This window comes from Luteimonas sp. Soil_N_1, assembly GCF_057656255.1.
Map to the genome: position 1 here is coordinate 18,571 of NZ_JBDGKS010000001.1, position 19,492 is coordinate 38,062.

The window sequence follows — 19,492 nt, forward strand, 5'->3', positions numbered from 1 at the left end:
GCCCCGCGCATGGACAGCGCGCGCTGGAAGCGGCTGTCCCCGGCCCTCGATGCGTTGCTCGAACTCGATAACGATGCGCGGGCTGCAGCATTGGCCACGTTCCGCGCGGACGATCCCGACTTCGCCGCCGAGCTCGAAGCGCTGCTCACACTGGACGCCGAACGCGAAGATTTCCTCGCCGAACCGATCGTCGCCGCGCTGTCGGGCATGCTCCCCGGCCGACACATCGGCCCCTACGAACTCGAACGTCTGCTCGGCGAAGGCGGCATGGGCCAGGTGTGGCTCGCACGTCGCGCGGACGGTCTGTACGAACGTCGCGTCGCGCTGAAGCTGCTGCGACCGGGACTGGCCGATCCCGACCTGCGCCTGCGCTTCACCCGTGAGCGGCAGATCCTCGCGCGGCTGGAACATCCGCATATCGCGCGCCTGCTCGATGCCGGCATCAGCACCGACCAGCAGCCGTATCTCGCGCTGGACTACATCGACGGCGAGCCGGTCACCGACTGGTGCAAGCGGCACCAGCCGAGCGTCGCGGACCGCATCCGCCTGTTCCTGCAGGTCTGCGACGCCGTCAGCCACGCGCACACGAACCTGATCGTGCACCGCGACCTCAAGCCCTCGAACATCCTCGTCACCGCGCTCGACGATGTGCGGCTGCTGGATTTCGGCATCGCCAAACTGCTCGACACGTCCGGTCAGGCGCCGGAACACACGCGCACCGGCATGCGCGCTTTCACGCTGCACTACGCCGCGCCCGAACAGATCCGTGGCGAGCCGGTCACGACGATGACCGATGTGTATTCGCTGGGCGTCGTCCTCTACGAACTGCTCTCGGGGCGCAAACCCTATCAACCCGTGCGCACCAGCGATGCGCAGTGGGAACAGGCGATTCTCGATGCCGATCCGCCCCGACCATCGCAGACGCTGCTGCGCGGCATCGACGATGGCGTGGAGCCGACGCAGCGCAGGCGCATGGCCCGCACGATCGCTGGCGACCTCGACACCATCGTGCTGCGCGCGCTCGAGAAAGAACCTGCCGATCGTTACGCGTCGGTCGAGGCCTTCGCGCTCGACCTGCGGCGCTGGAGCGACGGCAAGCCGATCCTCGCGCGCCCGCAACGGCTGTCGTATCGCGTGGGTAAATACCTGCGGCGGCATCGCTGGGCGGTGTCGAGCGCGGCGCTGGTGGCGCTCACGCTCGTTGCGTCGATGGTCGCGGTGACCTGGCAGGCCAACCAGGCGATCGAGGAATCGGCGCGCGCGCAGGCGATGCAGGATTTCGTCGTCGGCCTGTTCGAACAGGCGGGCGCTGCGACCGGCGGCGCGCCACTCGACATCCGCCAGCTGCTCGAAGCCGGTGTGCAACGCGGCGATGCGGAACTTGCGCACCAGCCGGTGGCACGCGCCGAACTCTACGGCGTGATCGCACGCTTGCGGCTGGGGCTCGGCGATTACGACCAGGCGTTGGCGCTGCTGGAACGCCAGTCGGCAGTGGTCGGCGGCATGGCCGATGCGCCGCCGAGCCTGCGTCTGCAATCGGCCAGCGACCATGGGCGCACGCTGCGGCTGCTCGGCCGGCCACGCGACGCGATCGCATCGATGCAGCCGCTGCAGGCACTGGCCCTGCAGCGCGAACAGCTGCTGCCGCGGCAGGCCGCCGAGCTGTACACGCAGCTGGGCCGCGGCCGGCGCGACATAGGCGAGCCCGACAGTGCGCGTCTGCTGTTCCGACGCGCGCTGGCATTGCGTCGCGACAGCGCGGTGCCGGATGAAGCCGGCACGATCGAAAGCCTTGCCGATCTCGCCTCGCTGCACAGCGCCGCCGGCGAGATCGCCGAGGCACTGGCCGACACCGATGTTGCCCTCACGCGCTTGCGCCAGCGTCTCGATCCACGACATCCGCTCGCGGTGGAGCTGCTGCGCACGCGATGTGCATTGCTGCGCGCGGATGGCCGCACGCGGCCGGCCGAAGAGAGCTGCCGCGAGGCGCTGTCGCTCGCGCTCGATCTGCATGGCGCGCGCCATCCGTCCACACTCGACGCGCGCCGGCAACTGGCCGCCCTGCATGTCGATCAGGGCCGCTTCGCCGAAGCCGAGGCGGAGTTCCGCGATGCGCTGGTCTGGACCGTCGCACGGCTCGGCGCCCGCCATGCCGATGTCGCCCGCATCCACAACAGTCTCGGCATCGTGGCCTGGGAGCGCGGCGACGACGACGCGGCGCTGGAATCGCTGGCGCGCACCGTCGACATCTGGCGCCAGACCAGCCCCAACGCGATGCTCGCCGACGGCCTGTTCAACCACGCGATGGTGCTGCACGCCGTCGGCCGGGATGCCGAAGCGCAACCGTTGCTGCTCGAATCCCTCGCGCTGCGCCAAGCGCGTTTCGGCGCGCGGCACGGGCTGGTCGGCGACACGTTGCGGATGCTCGGCGAGGTGGAAGCGGCGCTCGAACCGGGCGCCGGCACCCGCCATCTCGAAGACGCTGCCACCGTCACCGCCGAAGCCTATGGTGCGCAACATCCCAACGCATTGCGCGCGGCGCTGTCGCGCGATCGCATAGCGGCCGACGCCGGCAACATCGACGCGCTCGCTGGACTGGACCGCCTCGCACGCACGCCGCCCGACGACAGCGAACTGCGCAAGATCGCCTGGGTCGCGCGTGCCCATGCCGCCGCCCTGCGCTGCGCGGCGCCGGGCGCCACGCGTGCCCGCAACGACCTCGCGGTGCTCGCCACCCAGGTCCGCGCCGCGCAGCCGGAAGGCGGCGCGATCAGCCGCGACATCGAGGCTGCCCGCAAACGCTGCGGCGCGTTGCTCGCGCGTCGTTGACGTGCGCCCGGATCAGACCAGCGGCAGCGGTGGCTGCACCGGCTCGATCCGCCCCTCGCCGCGCACGATCCGCTTGAACTCCGCGCGGCTCACCGACACGTAACGCTCGTTGCCGCCGATTTCGACCTGCGGGCCGTCCTGCACGGCGTAGCCCTGCTCGTCGACGCGCACGGTCATCGTCGCCTTCTTGCCGGTGTGGCAGATCGTCTTGATCTCGGTCAGCTCGTCGGCCCACGCCAGCAGATGCTGGCTGCCTTCGAACAATTCGCCGCGGAAGTCGGTGCGCAGGCCATAGCACAGCACCGGAATCCGCAGCGCGTCGACGACTTCCGACAGCTGCCAAACCTGTGCCTGCGACAGGAACTGGGCCTCGTCGATCAGCACGCAATGCAGGCTGCCGTCGCCGTCGATCAGCGCGCGGATGCGTTCGAGCAGATCATCGTTGCGATCGAACGCGATCGCATCGGCCGACAGCCCGATCCGCGACGCCACCCGCCCGACGCCTGCGCGGTGGTCGAGCCGCGGCGTCAACAACGCGACCCGCATGCCGCGCTCGCGATAGTTGTGCGCGCTCTGCAGCAGCGTGGTGGTCTTTCCGGCGTTCATCGCCGAGTAGTAGAAGTACAGCTTGGCCATGCCGCGATTGTAGTGCGCCGCCGGGTTCGGCAGGCCTTTCGGAAAATTCTCATAGCCGCGTCTACGACCGCATGGTTGCATGCCTCGAAGGGGCAAATTCCAGCCAGACAACGCTTCAGAGCGGCGGAGATTCGCGAACCGAGCTGCACGCGATGCCCAAGGTGAACTCCATCCAGCACGAGAGGGCGAGTCGCATGAAGAAAGTTATTGCAGTCGCATTGCTTACCGCAGCCTCCACTTCGCTGTTCGCCGCAGGCACGCCGCGGGATGCCAACAAGCGGAATGTCGTCGAGCAGGCGCAGTACGCGGCCCAGATCTCCAACAAGTGGAGCAGTGACATCCAAGCCAGGTACGGCATCTCGTCCGCCGAATGGCTCGACCACATGATGGGCACCTTCAGTGCCGCCGATCTGGGCAACCTGCGCCGCGCCGCACAGGCCACGAGCTTCGACGGCATGACCGGCGCGCTGTTCGGCGGCAGCTCCGCGGCCAACCGCACCGACAACCGTCCTCTGCAGATCGGATCGACCGAGAACGATCTGGTGTTCACGCCGCTGCCCCCCTGCCGCATCGTGGATACGCGGGCCAATGGCGGTGCGCTGACCGCGGGTAGCACACGCAGCTTCGTCGGCTGGACCGCGACCGACTTCCTGACCCAGGGCGGCACCTCCAACAACTGCGGCATTCCGGAGAACGCGTCGGCCATCGTCGCCAATGTCGTAGCGGTGGATACCGTGGACCGCGTGGGCTATCTCACCGCGTTCCCTTCTGGAGAGGCGCGGCCCAATGCCGCCACCATCAACTTCGTCGGCTCCGACCTGGGTAACCAATCGGTCCTCAAGCTGTGCCGCCCGGGTTGTCCGACCCAGTTCTCGGTCTTCTCGACATCGGCGACGCATGTCGTAGTCGATGTTTCCGGTTACTACATGGAGCCGGTCGCGACCGCACTCGACTGCCTGGTGCAGCGCCAGACAGGCACCCTGCTCAATCTCAACATCAACAACGTCAGCGCCAATTGTCCGGCTGGCTACGCCGCTACCGGTGGTGCCTGCTCCACGCTCCTCGGGTTGACCGTGTCCGGCTCGGGCGCTGTCCTCGACGGCAACAGGCCGGTCGGCTGGAACTGCCGATTCGCAGGGTCGCTGCTTGGCGGAGTGCTTGGTTACACCGTGGATGCCAACTGCTGCCGGATTCCTGGCCGCTGACCCCACTGCTTCAACGTTCTCCCGAAGAGGCCGCGCACGCGCGGCCTCTTCGCTTTACGGCACAGCGCCGCCTACGTTCATCCTCAAAGGGCCGACATGCACGACAGCTCCATGCGCCACGCCGCCGACGTGGTGGCCCGCTATCTCGACCGGGCCCGGACGTTGAGCGTTGTCGACATCGGGAGCTATGACATCAATGGCAGCTACCGGCAGGTGCTCGACGCACCAGGCTGGGCCTACGTGGGTGTCGATCTCGAGGCAGGTCCGAACGTGGATGTCGTGCTGGACTCTCCATATCGCCTGCCGTTCTCCACCGGACAATTCGATGTACTGATTTCCGGACAGGCCATCGAACACATGGATTTCTTCTGGATCAGTTGGCTTGAGATGATCCGGGTGGTCAAGCCCGGTGGACTGATTTTTCTCATGGCGCCTTCGCGGGGCCCGGAACACCGCTATCCCGTCGACTGCTGGCGGTTCTATCCGGACGGCTTCGACGCACTGGCCCGCTGGGGTGGCGTCGAAAGCCTGGAAATCACCACCGACTGGACGCCGGATGCGGATCCTGACAGCGCCGCCTGGGGGGATACCGTCGGCGTGTTCCGAGTGGCCGCAGCCGGGTGGCGCCACCGGCTGGCACGGAGCCTGATCCTGCGACTGTCCAGACGCATGCTGCGCAGCCGCCTCGGCAACACCCGGCCGACCCACGCCGGGCAGGATCTCAACCAGCGCAGTTGACTGCGTCACCGATAGCGAGACGGTCGCCGCACAGGGCGCGCTCGCTACACTATGCGCCGCTGTCAGAACTCGTTTCGGATGCACGGTCTCAACCCCCAACAAGCTGCGGCCCTCGGCCACATCGAAGGTCCGTTGCTGGTGCTCGCCGGCGCGGGCAGCGGCAAGACGCGTGTGATCGTCGAGAAGATCGCGCACCTGATCCAGTCGGGCCGCTACCCGGCCAAGCGGATCGCGGCGATCACGTTCACCAACAAGTCGGCCAAGGAGATGCGCGAGCGTATCGCCAAGCGCATCCGCGGCGATGCGGCGGACGGGCTGACGATCTGCACCTTCCATGCGCTCGGCCTGAAGATGCTGCAGATCGACCACGCCAAGCTCGGGCTGCGACGCGGGTTCTCGATCTTCGACGCCGACGACAGCGCCTCGCAGATCAAGGATCTGCTGCCGGGCGTCAAGCCGGACATGATCCAGTTGCTGCAGAGCCTGGTGTCGAAGGCGAAGAATGCCGGCCTGTCGCCGGAGCAGGCGCACGCGGTGGCGATCAGCGCGCGCGAGTTCGAGGCGGCCGCGCTGTATGCGCGCTACCAGGAACGCCTGACCGCTTTCAACGCGGTGGACTTCGACGATCTGATCCGCCTACCGGTGCAGTTGCTCGAATCCGACGACGATGCGCGCGATGCGTGGCGCGAGCGGATCGGCTATCTGCTGGTCGACGAGTGCCAGGACACCAACGACGCGCAATACCGCCTGCTCAAGGCGATCGCCGGGCCGAAGGGCAACTTCACCTGCGTGGGCGACGACGACCAGAGCATCTACGCATGGCGCGGCGCGAATCCGGAGAACCTGACGGCGCTGGGCGAGGACTATCCGGACTTGCGCATCGTCAAGCTCGAACAGAACTATCGGTGCAGCAATCGCGTGTTGCGCGCTGCGAACGCGCTCATCGCCAACAATCCGCACGAGCATCCCAAGACGTTGTGGAGCGCGCAGGCCGACGGCGAACGCATACGCATCTGGGAGTGCCGCGACAGCGCGCACGAGGCCGAGAAGGTGGCCGGCGAGATCCAGTTCCTGCAGTCCTCGCGCCAGGTGGAATGGAGCGAGTTCTGCATCCTGTTCCGCAGCAACCATCTCTCGCGTCCGCTGGAAAAAGCGCTGCAGCTGCTGCGCGTGCCGTATCACCTGAGCGGCGGCACGGCGTTCCTCGATCGCGGCGAGGTCAAGGACGCGATGTCCTGGCTGCGCATGCTGGCCAATCCCGACGACGATTCCGCGTTCCTGCGCGCAGTGCAGTCGCCGGCGCGCGGCGTCGGCCAGACCTCGCTGGCGCGATTGTCGGAACTGGCGCGCGCAGCCGACATGCCGATGTCGCGTGCAATCGAATCGATGGGCCTGCTCAAGCAGTTGCCGCCGCGCGCGGCGAATGCGCTCAGCGAGTTCGGCGACGTGTTACGCGGGCTGCGCGAAGACGCGCGCCGGTTGCCGGCCGGCGAGCTGGTGCGCGAACTCAACGAGCGCTCCGGGTTGATCGCGATGCTCAAGGCCCAGTGCAAGAGCGACGAGCTGTTCCGCATCCGCTCGGGCAACCTCAACGAGCTGGCCGACTGGTTCGAAGGCGCGCGTGGCGCCGGGCCCGGTGAACTGGCCTCGCAGCTCGCGCTGCTGAGCCACGCCGACAAGGGCGACCCCGGCAACCAGGTGCGGCTGATGAGCATGCACGCGGCCAAGGGGCTGGAGTTCCGCTACGTCTTCATCATCGGCATGGACGACAACACCCTGCCGCACGAATCGAGCATCGACGAGGGCCGCATCGACGAAGAGCGACGCCTGCTCTACGTGGGTATCACCCGCGCGAAAGAGCAGCTATGGCTGAGCCACCCGCGCGAGACCCAGCGCTGGGGCCAGAAGCTGCGGCTCACGCCGAGCCGGTTCTTCGAGGAGCTGCCCGCCGCCGAAGTCCAGCGTGACGGCGCCGATCCGGGCGCCGACGCCGCCCGCAAGCGCGAACGCGCCGACCACGGGTTCGCCGCGATCCGCGCGCTGCTCGACAGCTGATTCCGCTCAGCCGGGCAGACGCGCCGTCAGGGTGTCGAGCGCCTCGCGCAACGCGGCGACTTCGGCCTCGAGCGCGTCGACGCGCGCCGCCAGACCCGCATCGCCCGCGGATTCGCGCGCAGGAGCCGCCGCGGCGATGGCGGCCACATCGACCGGCCCGCTCAGCAGATGGGCATAGCGATCCTCGCGGCGCCCGGCCGACGGCGGAATGCGCACGGCCAGACCCTTGCCGGCCAGACGTTCGAGATGATGGCGCGCATCGTCGGCATCGGCGAAGGCATGCATGCGCTCGCTGCGCGTCACCAGTTCGGCGAGGGTCTGCGCGCCGCGCAACATCAACAGCGCGAGCAACACGACCTGCGGCTGCGGGACATCCAGCGCCGTACCCAGTACGTGCTCGTGCCGCTCGGCGCGCGAGGAGAACGACTGCCGCGCGAACCGGTGGCCTTCCAGTTGCCGAAGCGCGTGCTGCACGTCGCCGAACGAGGCCGACATCACCGGATCACGCGCGGTCTTCTGGTTCGCCGCCGATTGCGCGGCGTTGACGGTCAGCGGATAGACATCGGGCGTGGTTGCCTGCTTCTCCACCAGGCAGCCGAGCACGCGCGCCTCGATCAGGGTGAGTCGGGGCCAGCGGGCCTGCTCGTCCATGGGATTTCCAGCCTCGAAGGGGGCGACAGGATGCGCCCCGCATGCCGGCCTGTCATGTTCGCAGCGAGCACGGCCGTTAAACTCGCGTGTTCACACGATGACGACGGACCCGCCCATGCGCCTGACCGCACCCGCCCTCACCCTTCTCGCCAGCGCGCTGCTGCTGGCCGCCTGCAAGCCGACGACGCCTGCGACCGCACCTGCCGACGACGCTGCAGAAGCGGCGCCGACCACCTCGGCCACCCAGGCGCCGGCCGCCACCGATCCCAGCGACAACCTCAACGCGGTGCTGTGGATCCAGCGCTCGGAGGAGTACCGCGCCAACAGCCTGTCGATCTTCCGCGCCGCCGCCGATCATCTCGACGATGCGCTGGCCGAGAAGAACTGGGATGCGCTGGTGCCCGAAGAGCGTGAGCTGATCGGCGACGCCACGGCGCTGCCGCCGGCGGTGATCATGGACATCGACGAGACCGTGCTCGACAACTCCCCCTACCAGGCGCGCCTGATCCAGAACGGCCTGGAGTACGACGAAGTCACTTGGGCGCAGTGGGTCGCCGAAAAGAAAGCCAAGCCGGTGCCGGGCGTGCTTGAGTTCGCCAAGGCGGCCGAGGCCAAGGGCGTGACCATCCTGTATCTGTCCAACCGGGCCCAGCATCTGCAGGAGGCGACGCTCGCAAACCTGCGCGCTGAAGGCCTGCCGGTGAAGGACGACAGCGTGTTCCTCGGGCTGGGCACGTTCGTGGAGAACTGCGAGCAGAACGGTACCGAGAAGACCTGCCGCCGCCGCCTGGCCGGCCGCGACTACCGCGTGTTGATGCAGTTCGGCGACCAGTTGGGCGACTTCGTCGACATCCTCGCCAATACGCCCGAGGCCCGCGGCGAGCTGCTCGACACCTACGGCGACTGGTTCGGCGAGCGCTGGTGGATGCTGGCCAATCCGAGCTACGGCGGCTGGGAGCCGGCCCAGTTCAACAACGCCTGGGACCAGCCCGCGGGCGCCCGTCGCGAGTCGAAGCGCAACGCGCTGGAACTGGCGAACTAATCGAATCAATCACTTGAAATGCATCATTTCAAGTATTGCATCAGGTTTTCGGACGCGGTAGCCTGCGTCCGCCACAACACAGTCCTCCGGCATTGCCGGCTTGAAGGGAGACGAAAGTCTCCCTTTTTTTATGCTGGGACCCAGGTCGCAGAACGGCGCAATCCAGGGTCGACCCTAGGGTGTGCACCGCGCTGCAGGCGCCTACCCTCAAGGTCACCTCATAGAGGTGGACGGTCCTGTCCTGTCGTCGTTCCCGCCTGCCATCCCCCGAGGCAACGGTGTCCTTCCTTCTCGACAAACTCGGCTTGCCTTCGCCGGCCCAGGTGCTCAGCCAGCTGGGCGGCGGTGTCGGCGGGCTCCGTCAGGCATTGACGTCGACCTACAGCGATCTCATGACGGGCATGCCGACCAGCATGGCCCGCAGCATCATGGGAACGGGCACTGGTCCCGGTGCAGCCCCCGGGCCTTCGACGCCGGTCCAGAGCGGCCACTACGGGCAAACGCCGGCATCGTCCAACGGCATCGCCAATGGCAATGGCATCAGCCTTTCCGGTCCAGCGGGCAACGTGTCCATCCCGACGCCATCGCTGCCCCCGGCGCCTTTCACGGGCGCAGGCCCCCAGGCGTCAGCGCCCCTGTCCAACAGCGGGCTGCTGGGCAACCTCGGCAATGTGCTCGGCTCCGTGACGACCGGCCTGCGCAACCTGCTGGGCGGCGGCCCTGCCCAGGGGCCGCCCGGCCTCGCACCCGGCCAGGCCAGCGGCTCGAATGTCCCGTCCGCACCGGGCGTCACACCGGGCCCGGGCACGCTGCCGGGCAATGTCGTCAGCAGCGCCGCCAACGTCGGGCAGGCCGTGACGCAGGCGTTGTCCGGGGGCGTCTCGCCGGCGCCGCAGACCGGATCTGTCCTGATTGCGGCCCAGACCGCTTCGGCGCAGCTGCCGACCGGTCCGATGCAGACCCCACAGGCGTCACTGCAGGCGTCGACCCTGCCTCAGCCAGCATCGCTTCCGACGCAGACGACGACCGCCCAGGGATCACAGCCTCCGGCGACGCAGGCCCAGCCGCAGACAGCGGCCCTGACACCGCAGCAACTCCCGGCGCCACCTCTGCAGCAGGCGCAGCCTTCGCGTGCGGATGCCGCATTCGCCCCGCCTGGCACCACGGCCTCCGATCGCGCCGCCGTGCCCCAGCAGGCACTGCCCCCTACGCAGCCCAGTGTTCCCAGTGCACCGCAGGGTGCCGCACTGCTTGCGGCCGTGCCGCTGGCGACGACTGCCGCACAGGCGCCGGTGGCGCAGCAGCTTGCGGGCAATCCGCAGGCGACCGGCAACCCGCTTGCGGGCAATGCCGCGCTCGACGCCGGAAGTCCCGCCCGGGCCGAACTCACCGGCACAGGGGTCTATACCGCCGAGGGACCTGGACTGCGCCGACGCGAACGCATGCGGGTGGGCGCGCAACAGATGGGGCAGTGGATGCTCGCCATGGCGCAGGGGCGCACGCACCTGGTGCGACCGCATGACGACGACACCCCACGCGAAGTGGCGCGCGCGTTCCAGTGGCTGTACTGGATCCTGGCGATCGTGGCCTACGGCTGTCTGGGGCTGGTGCTGGTCAGCTACCTGCTGAGCGTCAGCGAGTTGCCTGCAGCGCCTGCGCTGCGTCGCTGGACGGGTGGATTCACATTCTCGGGTTTGCTGGCAGCGGCCGGCGCATGGTGGCTGGGCCGGAAGCTCATGCGCGCCGCACGCCCACCTGCCGATCCGATACGACGCTGATCCCCGCAGGTGTCGAGCCGGGCGCTCGGCCCGGCTCGATGTCATGTCAGCGCGCGACGAGCCCGCCATCGCCGAGGGTGATGCGCTGCAGATCCACACCATTGCCCTGCAACCCCTGCCGCACCCCGGCGGCCAGCGCGGTCAGCCCCTGACGATTGCCCTCGCGCTTCATCGTCTGGTACGTCAGCGCCGAGACCATCGTCAGGTACGCGGTCCGCTCCGCCTGCGCCTGCTTGGCCGCATCGCTCATCGCCGCGATCTCGGGGACCGCCGCGAGGGGCCCGATCAGTTGCCGCCGCACGGCACGTTGCCCGGCTGGCGACTGGCGGGAATCCCGATCGTTGACGACTTCCCACGAGATCAGCAGATGTGCAGCGAGGACATCGCCCAGGTTCGAGGGGTCGTACCCGTAGCGGCGCAGGATGGTGTCGAACTCGCGCAGCATGTCGCCGGACCCGATGACCTTTTCGAGGTCTGCAATCTGCTGGGAATTGCGCCCGAACGCGCGGATCGTTTCCTGCTGGACGCGGGCGCTCACCGCCGGATCCCGAGCAAATGCGAGTGTCTCGACGGCGGCGTCAGACACACTGGCGGGCGCCGGACGCGAGGTCGCCTGCTGCAAGGCGCGATTCACCGCGGCGTCGCCATCCGCAGCGACCGCCTGCCCGGCGATCAGCACGGCGGCGACCACCGCACCGATCCACCAGCGGACGCGCCAGGTGCGTCGTGTCCTGACGCCCGGATCGTTGTTTGCATGCATCGTGATGGTCTTCATGGATTCGATCTTCCGGATGAGGATGGGGTTCAACGTGCATCGGGTTGCATCAGACAACGCGCGCCTCGCGGGGATCACTCGAAGCCCGCACGCCCGACATCGATGGCGGCCAGATCCATGCCGGTCTGGCGCTTGAAGTCCGCAAGCACGATGTCCCGCAACTGCGTCATCTCCCGCGCGTCGCCCTCGCGCTGCGCACGCGCATCGAAGAGCACCGCTGCGAGCAGCGAATAGGAACGCGCCAGCCGCCACTCCTGCGCATTGCTCATGTAGGCCGCAGGCGGATTGCGGCGCAGGCTGTCCTGCACCTGCACATGGATCGCGGCCGCCTCGTCGGCAGGAATGTCACGGTCGTGGACCGCTTCCCACCCGGCAATCATCAGCAGCGCGTTGGAGGCGGGCAGCGTCGACGGCGTCAGGCCGAGTCGATCTGCGGTCCGCGTCAGCGTCCGGTCCGCGCTGCCCTCGACGAAGCCTGCAAGATCCGGCACGTCGAGTGCACTGAGCGACGAAAAACCACTGACGAACGCACGATCGAATGCCGCGCGCTCTGCCGCCTCGTCCTCGACCGCGGATGCATCGTCCGGGGTATCACGCGAACTGGCGAAGCCTGCGTCATACGCTTTCTGGAAGGCGGCATCCTGCGTGTCGTCCGTATCCACCACGCTGGCGGATCCGGACGGCACGCGCTCCGATGAGCATGCGGCCGGCATCACGAGCAACATCGCGATGCACACCCGCGGCACCCAGTCCGGCACGCGTCCGTGCAACGCGCCCGGCCTCCACTCAGTCCGCGACGGCAATCTTGCGCGCATCACGACGTCCCATTTCGAAAGCCCATGCGTCCGCACTGTCCTGACCATCAGTCTCGACGCGCCTGCGGTACTCCGCCTGCAAGGACGACAAACGGGCGTCACGCGTCATACCGCTGCCCGCGTAATCACCGGGATCGGCCTCCGCCTCCGCATCGTCTTTCTGGGCATTCATGGCGTTGCGCATCGTCGACTGCGACAGCGCGGTAAACCCGTGTCCCATGCCAAGCTGCTGCGACGCGGCACCATCCCATTGCGCAACTGCGAGAGTGGGTATCAGCAGGCCCAGCGCGGCACATGCCACACGCAGGCGACGGCATATCTGGTCGTCTGGATCAGTCCACATGACACACTCCTGGATAGTGCGAACACGAGCCGATGGTAGTGCGGTGCGTGCCGCCAAGGATTATGGATGGGTGAAAACCGGGGCCGGAATTTCGTGTGCAACGGCCGGTCCATCGCGCAACGGAAAACGGCCCCGAAGGGCCGTTTCCTTTCTCCGCTTCGCGGATCGATCAGGTCTTGCGGGCGTTGGCCGTCAGACCTTCACCGATGGACTTGATCGCGGTCGCCACGGTGTTCGAGAGCATGCTGAACATCTGCGACTGCGCCTGGAACTCGGTCTGCGCTTCCATGAAGGCCTTCGATTCCTTCTCGGCGCCTTCCATCTTCTTGACGGCTGCCTGCATCTTCTCGGCAACGTCGCCCAGCATGGCGCCCATGCCCTTGGCCAACGCCACCAGCCAGCTCTCGCCACCTTCGCTCGAGCTTTCACCCAGCCCGCGGATGCCGGACTGCGCAATGCTGGCGGAGAAATTGAAGTTGATATCGCTCATCGTGGTTCTCCTCAGTGTCTAACGTGGATTTCGGATCTGGTGGCCGTTCGCGCATGCATCGCGGGTTCCGGCTTCATGGGTCCATCGTGTGCCGAGCTGCCGAGGTCAACAACTAGGGCGTACCCTAAGTCGACGTATTCAGCGCCGCAGAGGCGTGACGCCGATCGCAGCTGCGACGTGGGCCGGCACCGCATCCGGTCCACCGCTTTCCACTTTGGCATCGGCCCGGGTCTGACTGGCGAGCCACTCGCGCGCCTGCGCTTCACCGCGCTCGCGGGAAATGCGTGCGAACTCCATGGCCTTGCGTACCGAGTCGTTCTGCAGAACGGCAAATGTGCGTTCGAACGCCTGGTTCGCATTCTGGCTGCCCGCCTGATCCATCAGCCCATGCTGCTGCAGAAGTCCGATCGTTTCGGAAACGCTGGCCTGGATGCGCGACGGGTCGAGCGGCGCATTCAACGTGTCGGGATTGTCGAGCGCTTCGTGCAGGCGGGCCATCATGCTGTCGCGGTCACCCGCGTCCAGCCCGCGTTGCTCACTGAGGATCGCTTCGAAACGCTGCAGAAGCGCTGCGCGCATTTCATAGGGCGTGGACGGAGACGGGTCGGCGGACATGGATCACTCCTGCGGTTGAAGACGGTACGTGACCGTACCGCGATGGGAACTGGCACCATCTTCGATGGCGGGATGTTCGGACAGCGTGCAGTCGCCGCGTCGGCAAGCCGCGCCGACATCAAAAACCCGCAGGCATCGAAGACACCTGCGGGCCCGGATACGACAGTCGGAACGGATGTCAGGCCGCCGGCGCGTTCTGCACGGACGCCAACGACTCCACGATACGACGGGCATCGGCGCCTTCGCGCTCCCCCATCTCACGCGCACACGCACCCAGCCAGGCATCGGCGGCATCCCTGCCGTCTGCTTCGGCGCGGCGCTCGTACTCGGGCACCAGCGCCTTGAGCTCCTGCTGCACCAGTTCGAGACGCTCGTCCATGTGCCGGATGAGCGTGTTCTCCTCGTCCGCGTCGATCGCGCCCTGTTCGCGGAGCTGCGCGAGCCCCTCGATCCAGGCCTGACGCTGTGCCTGCTGGTCGTGCTGCATCGCTTACTTGCCGCCGAGATTGAAGTTGAAGTTGAAGCCACCCTTGAAGCCTTCGCTCACCGCATCCTGTGCGGACTGCGGCAGGCCGAGCGACGAGAACAGACCGTCGATCGCCGAGTTGAACAACTGGCCGACAAGGTCGCCAAGGAAGTTGCCGACCAGGCTGCCGAGCGGGCCGCCAAGTGCGGTGCCGATCAGGGAGCCGATGCTGGAGAAGATATCGCTGGACATGTGATGCTCCTGTTTCTCAGAGGTTGAAATGGAAGATGGAACCTGTTGAATCGATGCGCGTCCGATGGGTCCTGATTCCAACCACGCCGGCGCGACTGCAGGCGTAGTCTCCGCCGGACACGCAGACCGGACAGCTAGGTCGTACCCCATCCTAGGGTCGGCCCTAGATCACACCCCGTACGTGATGGCACGCGCGTCCCGACAGCGCGCTATAAATGCGGGATGGCCAAGACCGAGAGCGCCGGTACACCGCATGCCTTCCCTGGGTTGAGTCCGTTTTCCACGGCCGATCTACCGGCGGGCCGCGACTATCCGGGCGACGAGTACTTGCGCACGCGACGCATGCGCCTGCACGGATTCGCGTTCCGGCACACGCTGGACCTGTTGCGACTCGGCCGCGAAGAACGCGTCACCCGCATGCTGCTCGACGACCCGATCCAAACGCTCGAGGACGCCATGGGACTGGTGGTCTGGGCCAACAAGCTCTACCGGGAGCGACCCGGATCCGGGCTCTGGCATACCTGCGACCGGGCAGGCCGATTCATCGGCCTGTTCTCGCTGACGCCGAGCGGGACGGCGGACGACATCGCGATCGGCGTGCGTCTGTTGCCGTCGGCGTGGGGGCGCGGCTATGCGATCGAGGGAGGCGCCGCATTGTGCGATCACGCGTTCGGAACGCTGGGCCTGCCGGCGCTGATCGCGCAGTGCGCGCCGGACAACCGATCGGTGCCTCCGCTGTTGCTGCGCCTCGGATTTACGGCGCAGGCAACAGGCAGCCAGTTCGGTCATCCCGCGCTGCGGTTCCGTCTGGCACGCGAGGACTGGCAGGGCCTGCGCCCGCGGCGAGCGGGCGGAGGCGAGGCGAGCGGATGATCGCGCACCGATGGTCGCAGGACGCATCGGCGCGCACGTCAGCCGTGGTAGTGCGGCTCGATCGTCAGCGTGCCGAGATTCTGCTCGGCGAAACGTTTGGCCAACTGCGGACCCGCCTCGCGGATCGCATCAAAACTCTCGCGCGAACGACTGTCGGCGCGCAGCACCCAGCCATCCGCACTCTTGCGCAACATCAGATCGGTGCCGGGCAGCGTGGCATCCGCCATGCGCAGCAGCACCTGGCCATCGCCGCCGGGGTCGCGGGCGTCGTGCACGGCCATCTGCCGCACATGCTTCTGCATCATGTCGAACAGCTGGCCCGCGTTGGAGGCCGCAGCTGCCGGTGCCGCTGCGGGCGCGCCGTCACGCAGCGCCATCTGTGCCTGCAGCATCGCCGCAGATTCCATGCCCTGCGGCTGCTGCATGCCCGAACCGCTATCGTGCTGCTGGCGGAACGTGCGGGCATCCACGACATCCGAGAGTGACTGGCGCGCCTTGAAGGCTTCCTGGTGGCTGGCCATGTCCGCCATCTCGCCCTCCTGCAGTTCGCCTTCGCCCTGCAGAGGTCCCTCTAGACCCGACTCGCCCTGCAGACCCGTCAGGTCACCACGCGCCTGCTGCAGCATCGAGCGGAACTGGTCGACACGCTCGCGCGGCGGCGCTTCCTTGGTGTCCGCCTTCGCCTCGCGGTCCACCTGCCGGTTGCGGGCGGCCTGATCCGGTGGCCGGGATGCGGAATCGTTGCGCTGTACGCTCATCGTGGTCTCCTCGTCTCCGACCTTACTTCCGGGCCATGTAGCGGGCCTGCATCAGGTCTTCGTTGATCGCTTCTTCCTGTCGTTCGAACAGCCCGCGCTGCTCGCGCTTCCACATGTCGCGCCGCTTCTCCAGCGCGTCCTGCCGGCCCTTGGCGCGGAAGAACGCATCGCGCGCGTCCTGCACCGCCGCTTCCGCCTGACGTACGGCCTCCTGCGCCTTCGACAACCGCTGGTTCGCCCCGACGATCTGCTCGCCGAGCAGGTCGATGTGCGCTTCGCGCTGTGTCAGTGCGGCCGGCCACGGCACGCCGGACGGCGGGGGATCGAGCAGGCGGGCGCGATGTCCGTGGCGGTCGCGCTCCAGGCCGGTCAGTTCGTCCTGCACCCGGGCACAGGCTTCGATGCAGTGCTGCAGCGCGCGCTGCTTCTCGAGAACCGCCAGACGCGCGGTCTCGGTGCGGTGCTCGCGCAACTGCAGCAGCGTCTGGAGCGGATACCGTTTCATCCGAACAGCTTCCGCAGCGCGCTGGACGATGTGTCGAACGGCACGAGCTCGTGTTCGGATTGCTGCAGCAATGCCCGGATCGGGCCGATCTTCTCGATCGCGATGTCGGCATCGGGATCCGTGCCGCGCTTGTACTCGCCGAGCTGCAGCAGCAGTTCGATGTCCTGGTGCTTCGCCAGATACTTGCGCAGCTGGCCTGCCGCACGCAGGTGGGTCTTGTCGACCACGCGCGGCATCGTGCGACTGAGGCTGGTGAGCACGTCGATCGCCGGATAGTGATACGCGGCGGCGAGCTTGCGCGACAGCACGATGTGGCCGTCGAGGATCGAGCGCACTTCCTCGACGATCGGGTCGCCACCATCCTCGTCTTCGGCGAGCACGGTGTAGAAGGCCGTGATCGACCCCTTGTCGTTGTTGCCGGCGCGTTCGAACAGCTTGGGCATCTCACTGAACACCGAAGGCGGAAAGCCACGGCGGGCGGGCGGCTCGCCGATCGCGAGACCGACATCGCGCAGCGCGCGCGCGAAGCGCGTGACCGAATCGACCAGCAACAGCACGCGCTTGCCCTGGTCGCGGAAATGTTCGGCGATCGCGGTGCCGACCCAGGCCGCGCGGCTGCGCTCGAGTGCCGGCCGGTCGGATGTCGCCACCACCACGACCGACTTCGCGAGACCTGCGGCGCCGAGATTGTCGCGGATGAATTCGTTGACCTCGCGGCCGCGTTCGCCGACCAGCACGATCACGTTGACGTCGGCGTCGCCACCGCGCGCCAGCATGCCCAGCAGCGTGCTCTTGCCGCCACCGGCGACTGCGAAGATGCCGATGCGCTGGCCTTCGCCCGCAGTCATGACCGCGTCGATCGCGCGTACGCCAGTGGTGAATGGACGTTCGATCAATGTGCGGGACAGCGGATTCGGGGACGGCGCATAGATGGGGCCATCCGTCGTGGCGCCGAGTGCGCCCTTGCCGTCGATCGGTGCGCCGTGTGCGTCGAGCACGCGTCCGAGCAGACCATCGCCGACCGGCACCGACGCCTGCTTGCCGGTCGCATAGACCTCAGTGGTCGAGGCGATGCCGTCCAGTGGACCGAGCGGTGTCAGCAGGGTGTGCTGGCGCGACACCCCGACCACCTCGGCGGCGAGTTCGAAATCCGGATCGCCCGGATTCCGCAGATAGCAGAGCTCGCCGATCGCGGCCCGCAGGCCGGTGGCCTTGATCAACGTGCCGTAGGCCTCGCTGACGCGGCCGACACGCTCGATGGTCTGGACGTTGCCGAGTGCGTGCAGCAGCGGATCACTCGCGACCGCACTGGCGCCGAGACCGTCGAGCAGCTGCAGGGCGGAATCGGGGCTCATGGGGACGCCGCCGCGCTCGCCTGCGCCAGAGCGGCGCGGATCGCTTCGATCTGCTGGCTCACGCCGGCCCGCACTTCGCCGGCTTCCGACACCACGATGCAGCTCAGGGGCTCCAGGCTCTCGTCGTCGACCAGCTCGATCACACCGACGCCCGGATGCGCCTGGCGAACGGCACCCAGGCCCTGCGCAACACTTTCGCGTGCATCGGGATGCACACGAATCATCAGGAACTGTTCGGCCTGCGCCGACTCCACCGCACGCATCACCAGCGAGGGCACCACCTGCGATGCATCGAAACCGGGCGCGATCTTCGTGACGATGGCACAGGCGAGATCACCGATCCTGCCCGCGGCATCGCCCAGCACCCGGGCACGCCGTTCGTTGAGTGAAGCGAGCTGTTCGGTCATCTGCTGCTTCACGCGTTCCAGGCCTTCGGCGAAGCCCTCCGCGTAACCCTGCTCGCGTGCCTTCTGCACTTCATCCTGCGCCTGGGCGTGCAGCGCGTTGACCTGCGCCAGCAACGTGTCGAGTTCGGCTAGCGACTGCCATTCGCTGGCCCGCACGATCGGAGATGCAACGCCCCGGTGAAACTGGCGCTGCTCGTACACCGCGGCCGCGCGGGCGGGCGTTCGGGGCACGGGCGAAGAGATGGTCTGGGACATGTGGACTCCGGTGCGCAAGGCTCAGGCGGCGACGGCGCGGTTCTGATGATGCGTGAGCACGACGAGGACCGGTTTTTCGGGGAGATGGGCGTTGGGCAGTGTCCCGGGCGCGTGCATCAGCCGGGCCCACTCGGCCAGCGCGGGTTCGCGCTGCAGCGCCCAGGCCTGGAGTTCCGCACGCCCCTGAAGTTCGAGGGCCGCGAACAGTGCGATCCGTGACGCCTCGTCCCCGGCCAGCAGCGGCGCCAGCGTGAGGCCCAGCGCGCTCTGGAGTGCGGGATCGACCCGCGCGTCCCAAACCGTGCGGTCCAGCGCCAGCAGATACGCGTTGGCAAGCAGATGCTTGAGATGCTTGACCGTCGCCCGGTTCACTTCGGCGCGGATCGCCGGCGCATAGGCGAGCACCCCGAGGTCCCGATGCAGGGCGTCGATGCGCGGACGGCTCCAGCGCGACAGGAGGGTGGCCGCGCCAGCACCGGGCGACGGCGCGAGCAGGGTCTTGGCCGGACCCTCCGCCAACCCGCCAGCCAGCAGACGCCTGCCCAATTGGCTCCCGCACGCCTGCTGCAGCAGCGCTGCATCCATGGCATCCCCGTCGGCGTCGTGCCAGCGGGGATGCACGTCTGCAAGCAGGGCCTGCAGGGACATG

21 protein-coding genes are annotated in these 19,492 nt (G+C 67.7%); 7 read left to right on the top strand and 14 right to left on the bottom strand.

All coding sequences use genetic code 11. The features are described 5' to 3' along the window. Positions 1–9: 9 nt before the first annotated feature. Positions 10–2,829 carry a protein kinase domain-containing protein gene (locus AC3A4E_RS00105; protein WP_487629552.1) on the top strand — a complete coding sequence of 940 codons (2,820 nt, stop codon included), beginning with the start codon at positions 10–12 and terminating at the stop codon, positions 2,827–2,829. 12 nt (positions 2,830–2,841) lie between these two features. Here the strand turns inward: AC3A4E_RS00105 and AC3A4E_RS00110 are convergent, their stop codons facing one another. Continuing rightward, positions 2,842–3,465, bottom strand: coding sequence for a thymidine kinase (locus tag AC3A4E_RS00110; RefSeq protein WP_487629553.1), 624 nt, complete (start codon positions 3,463–3,465; stop codon positions 2,842–2,844). Positions 3,466–3,617: 152 nt separating this feature from the next. Here AC3A4E_RS00110 and AC3A4E_RS00115 point away from each other — a divergent pair, with 152 nt between their 5' ends. From AC3A4E_RS00115 to AC3A4E_RS00125, 3 genes are all read left to right on the top strand, one after another. Next, positions 3,618–4,670, top strand: coding sequence for a hypothetical protein (locus AC3A4E_RS00115; RefSeq protein ID WP_487629554.1), 1,053 nt, complete (start codon positions 3,618–3,620; stop codon positions 4,668–4,670). Positions 4,671–4,766: 96 nt separating this feature from the next. Further along, positions 4,767–5,408: a methyltransferase domain-containing protein gene (locus tag AC3A4E_RS00120; RefSeq protein WP_487629555.1), complete on the top strand. Its 642-nt coding sequence runs from the start codon at positions 4,767–4,769 to the stop codon at positions 5,406–5,408. A 78-nt stretch (positions 5,409–5,486) separates the two neighbouring features. Further along, on the top strand, positions 5,487–7,463 hold the full coding sequence (locus tag AC3A4E_RS00125; RefSeq protein WP_487629556.1) for a UvrD-helicase domain-containing protein: 1,977 nt from the start codon (positions 5,487–5,489) through the stop codon (positions 7,461–7,463). Between the two features lie 6 nt (positions 7,464–7,469). Here the strand turns inward: AC3A4E_RS00125 and AC3A4E_RS00130 are convergent, their stop codons facing one another. After that, the gene (locus AC3A4E_RS00130) at positions 7,470–8,114 is read right to left on the bottom strand and encodes a YceH family protein (protein WP_487629557.1); all 645 of its coding nucleotides are present in this window, start codon (positions 8,112–8,114) and stop codon (positions 7,470–7,472) included. A gap of 115 nt (positions 8,115–8,229) precedes the next feature. Between AC3A4E_RS00130 and AC3A4E_RS00135 the strand changes: the two genes are divergently transcribed. Continuing rightward, complete coding sequence (locus AC3A4E_RS00135; protein WP_487629558.1) at positions 8,230–9,156, top strand: 5'-nucleotidase, lipoprotein e(P4) family; 927 nt, start codon at positions 8,230–8,232, stop codon at positions 9,154–9,156. A gap of 278 nt (positions 9,157–9,434) precedes the next feature. Then, positions 9,435–10,934 (top strand): hypothetical protein, encoded by a 1,500-nt coding sequence (locus AC3A4E_RS00140; RefSeq protein WP_487629559.1) that lies wholly within the window; start codon positions 9,435–9,437, stop codon positions 10,932–10,934. 46 nt (positions 10,935–10,980) lie between these two features. On the opposite strand, the gene AC3A4E_RS00145 is transcribed toward AC3A4E_RS00140, so the two are convergent. From AC3A4E_RS00145 to AC3A4E_RS00175, 7 genes are all read right to left on the bottom strand, one after another. Continuing rightward, positions 10,981–11,625: a DUF6683 family protein gene (locus AC3A4E_RS00145; RefSeq protein WP_487629560.1), complete on the bottom strand. Its 645-nt coding sequence runs from the start codon at positions 11,623–11,625 to the stop codon at positions 10,981–10,983. Between the two features lie 158 nt (positions 11,626–11,783). Beyond that, positions 11,784–12,374 (bottom strand): hypothetical protein, encoded by a 591-nt coding sequence (locus tag AC3A4E_RS00150; RefSeq protein ID WP_487629561.1) that lies wholly within the window; start codon positions 12,372–12,374, stop codon positions 11,784–11,786. Between the two features lie 121 nt (positions 12,375–12,495). Continuing rightward, positions 12,496–12,867 (bottom strand): hypothetical protein, encoded by a 372-nt coding sequence (locus tag AC3A4E_RS00155; RefSeq protein ID WP_487629562.1) that lies wholly within the window; start codon positions 12,865–12,867, stop codon positions 12,496–12,498. Positions 12,868–13,036: 169 nt separating this feature from the next. Beyond that, positions 13,037–13,357 carry a hypothetical protein gene (locus AC3A4E_RS00160; RefSeq protein ID WP_487629563.1) on the bottom strand — a complete coding sequence of 107 codons (321 nt, stop codon included), beginning with the start codon at positions 13,355–13,357 and terminating at the stop codon, positions 13,037–13,039. A 138-nt stretch (positions 13,358–13,495) separates the two neighbouring features. Continuing rightward, the gene (locus AC3A4E_RS00165; RefSeq protein ID WP_487629564.1) at positions 13,496–13,972 is read right to left on the bottom strand and encodes a hypothetical protein; all 477 of its coding nucleotides are present in this window, start codon (positions 13,970–13,972) and stop codon (positions 13,496–13,498) included. 178 nt (positions 13,973–14,150) lie between these two features. Further along, positions 14,151–14,459, bottom strand: a complete 309-nt coding sequence (locus AC3A4E_RS00170; RefSeq protein WP_487629565.1) for a hypothetical protein — start codon at positions 14,457–14,459, stop codon at positions 14,151–14,153. Between the two features lie 3 nt (positions 14,460–14,462). Next, positions 14,463–14,690, bottom strand: a complete 228-nt coding sequence (locus AC3A4E_RS00175) for a hypothetical protein (protein ID WP_487629566.1) — start codon at positions 14,688–14,690, stop codon at positions 14,463–14,465. 222 nt (positions 14,691–14,912) lie between these two features. Between AC3A4E_RS00175 and AC3A4E_RS00180 the strand changes: the two genes are divergently transcribed. Further along, positions 14,913–15,563, top strand: coding sequence for a GNAT family N-acetyltransferase (locus AC3A4E_RS00180; RefSeq protein ID WP_487629567.1), 651 nt, complete (start codon positions 14,913–14,915; stop codon positions 15,561–15,563). Between the two features lie 38 nt (positions 15,564–15,601). Here AC3A4E_RS00180 and AC3A4E_RS00185 read toward each other — a convergent pair whose 3' ends face one another. From AC3A4E_RS00185 to AC3A4E_RS00205, 5 genes are read right to left on the bottom strand one after another with little or no spacing between them, the layout of a single operon-like run. Next, positions 15,602–16,321, bottom strand: coding sequence for a hypothetical protein (locus tag AC3A4E_RS00185; RefSeq protein ID WP_487629568.1), 720 nt, complete (start codon positions 16,319–16,321; stop codon positions 15,602–15,604). Between the two features lie 22 nt (positions 16,322–16,343). After that, positions 16,344–16,826, bottom strand: coding sequence for a hypothetical protein (locus AC3A4E_RS00190; RefSeq protein ID WP_487629569.1), 483 nt, complete (start codon positions 16,824–16,826; stop codon positions 16,344–16,346). Beyond that, positions 16,823–18,181 (bottom strand): FliI/YscN family ATPase, encoded by a 1,359-nt coding sequence (locus tag AC3A4E_RS00195; RefSeq protein ID WP_487629570.1) that lies wholly within the window; start codon positions 18,179–18,181, stop codon positions 16,823–16,825. Before AC3A4E_RS00195 ends, AC3A4E_RS00190 begins: the two co-directional genes overlap by 4 nt. Then, on the bottom strand, positions 18,178–18,843 hold the full coding sequence (locus AC3A4E_RS00200; protein WP_487629571.1) for a FliH/SctL family protein: 666 nt from the start codon (positions 18,841–18,843) through the stop codon (positions 18,178–18,180). The genes AC3A4E_RS00195 and AC3A4E_RS00200 overlap by 4 nt, the downstream gene beginning before the upstream one ends. A 21-nt stretch (positions 18,844–18,864) precedes the next feature. Further along, complete coding sequence (locus tag AC3A4E_RS00205; RefSeq protein WP_487629572.1) at positions 18,865–19,491, bottom strand: hypothetical protein; 627 nt, start codon at positions 19,489–19,491, stop codon at positions 18,865–18,867. Position 19,492 lies beyond the last annotated feature (1 nt).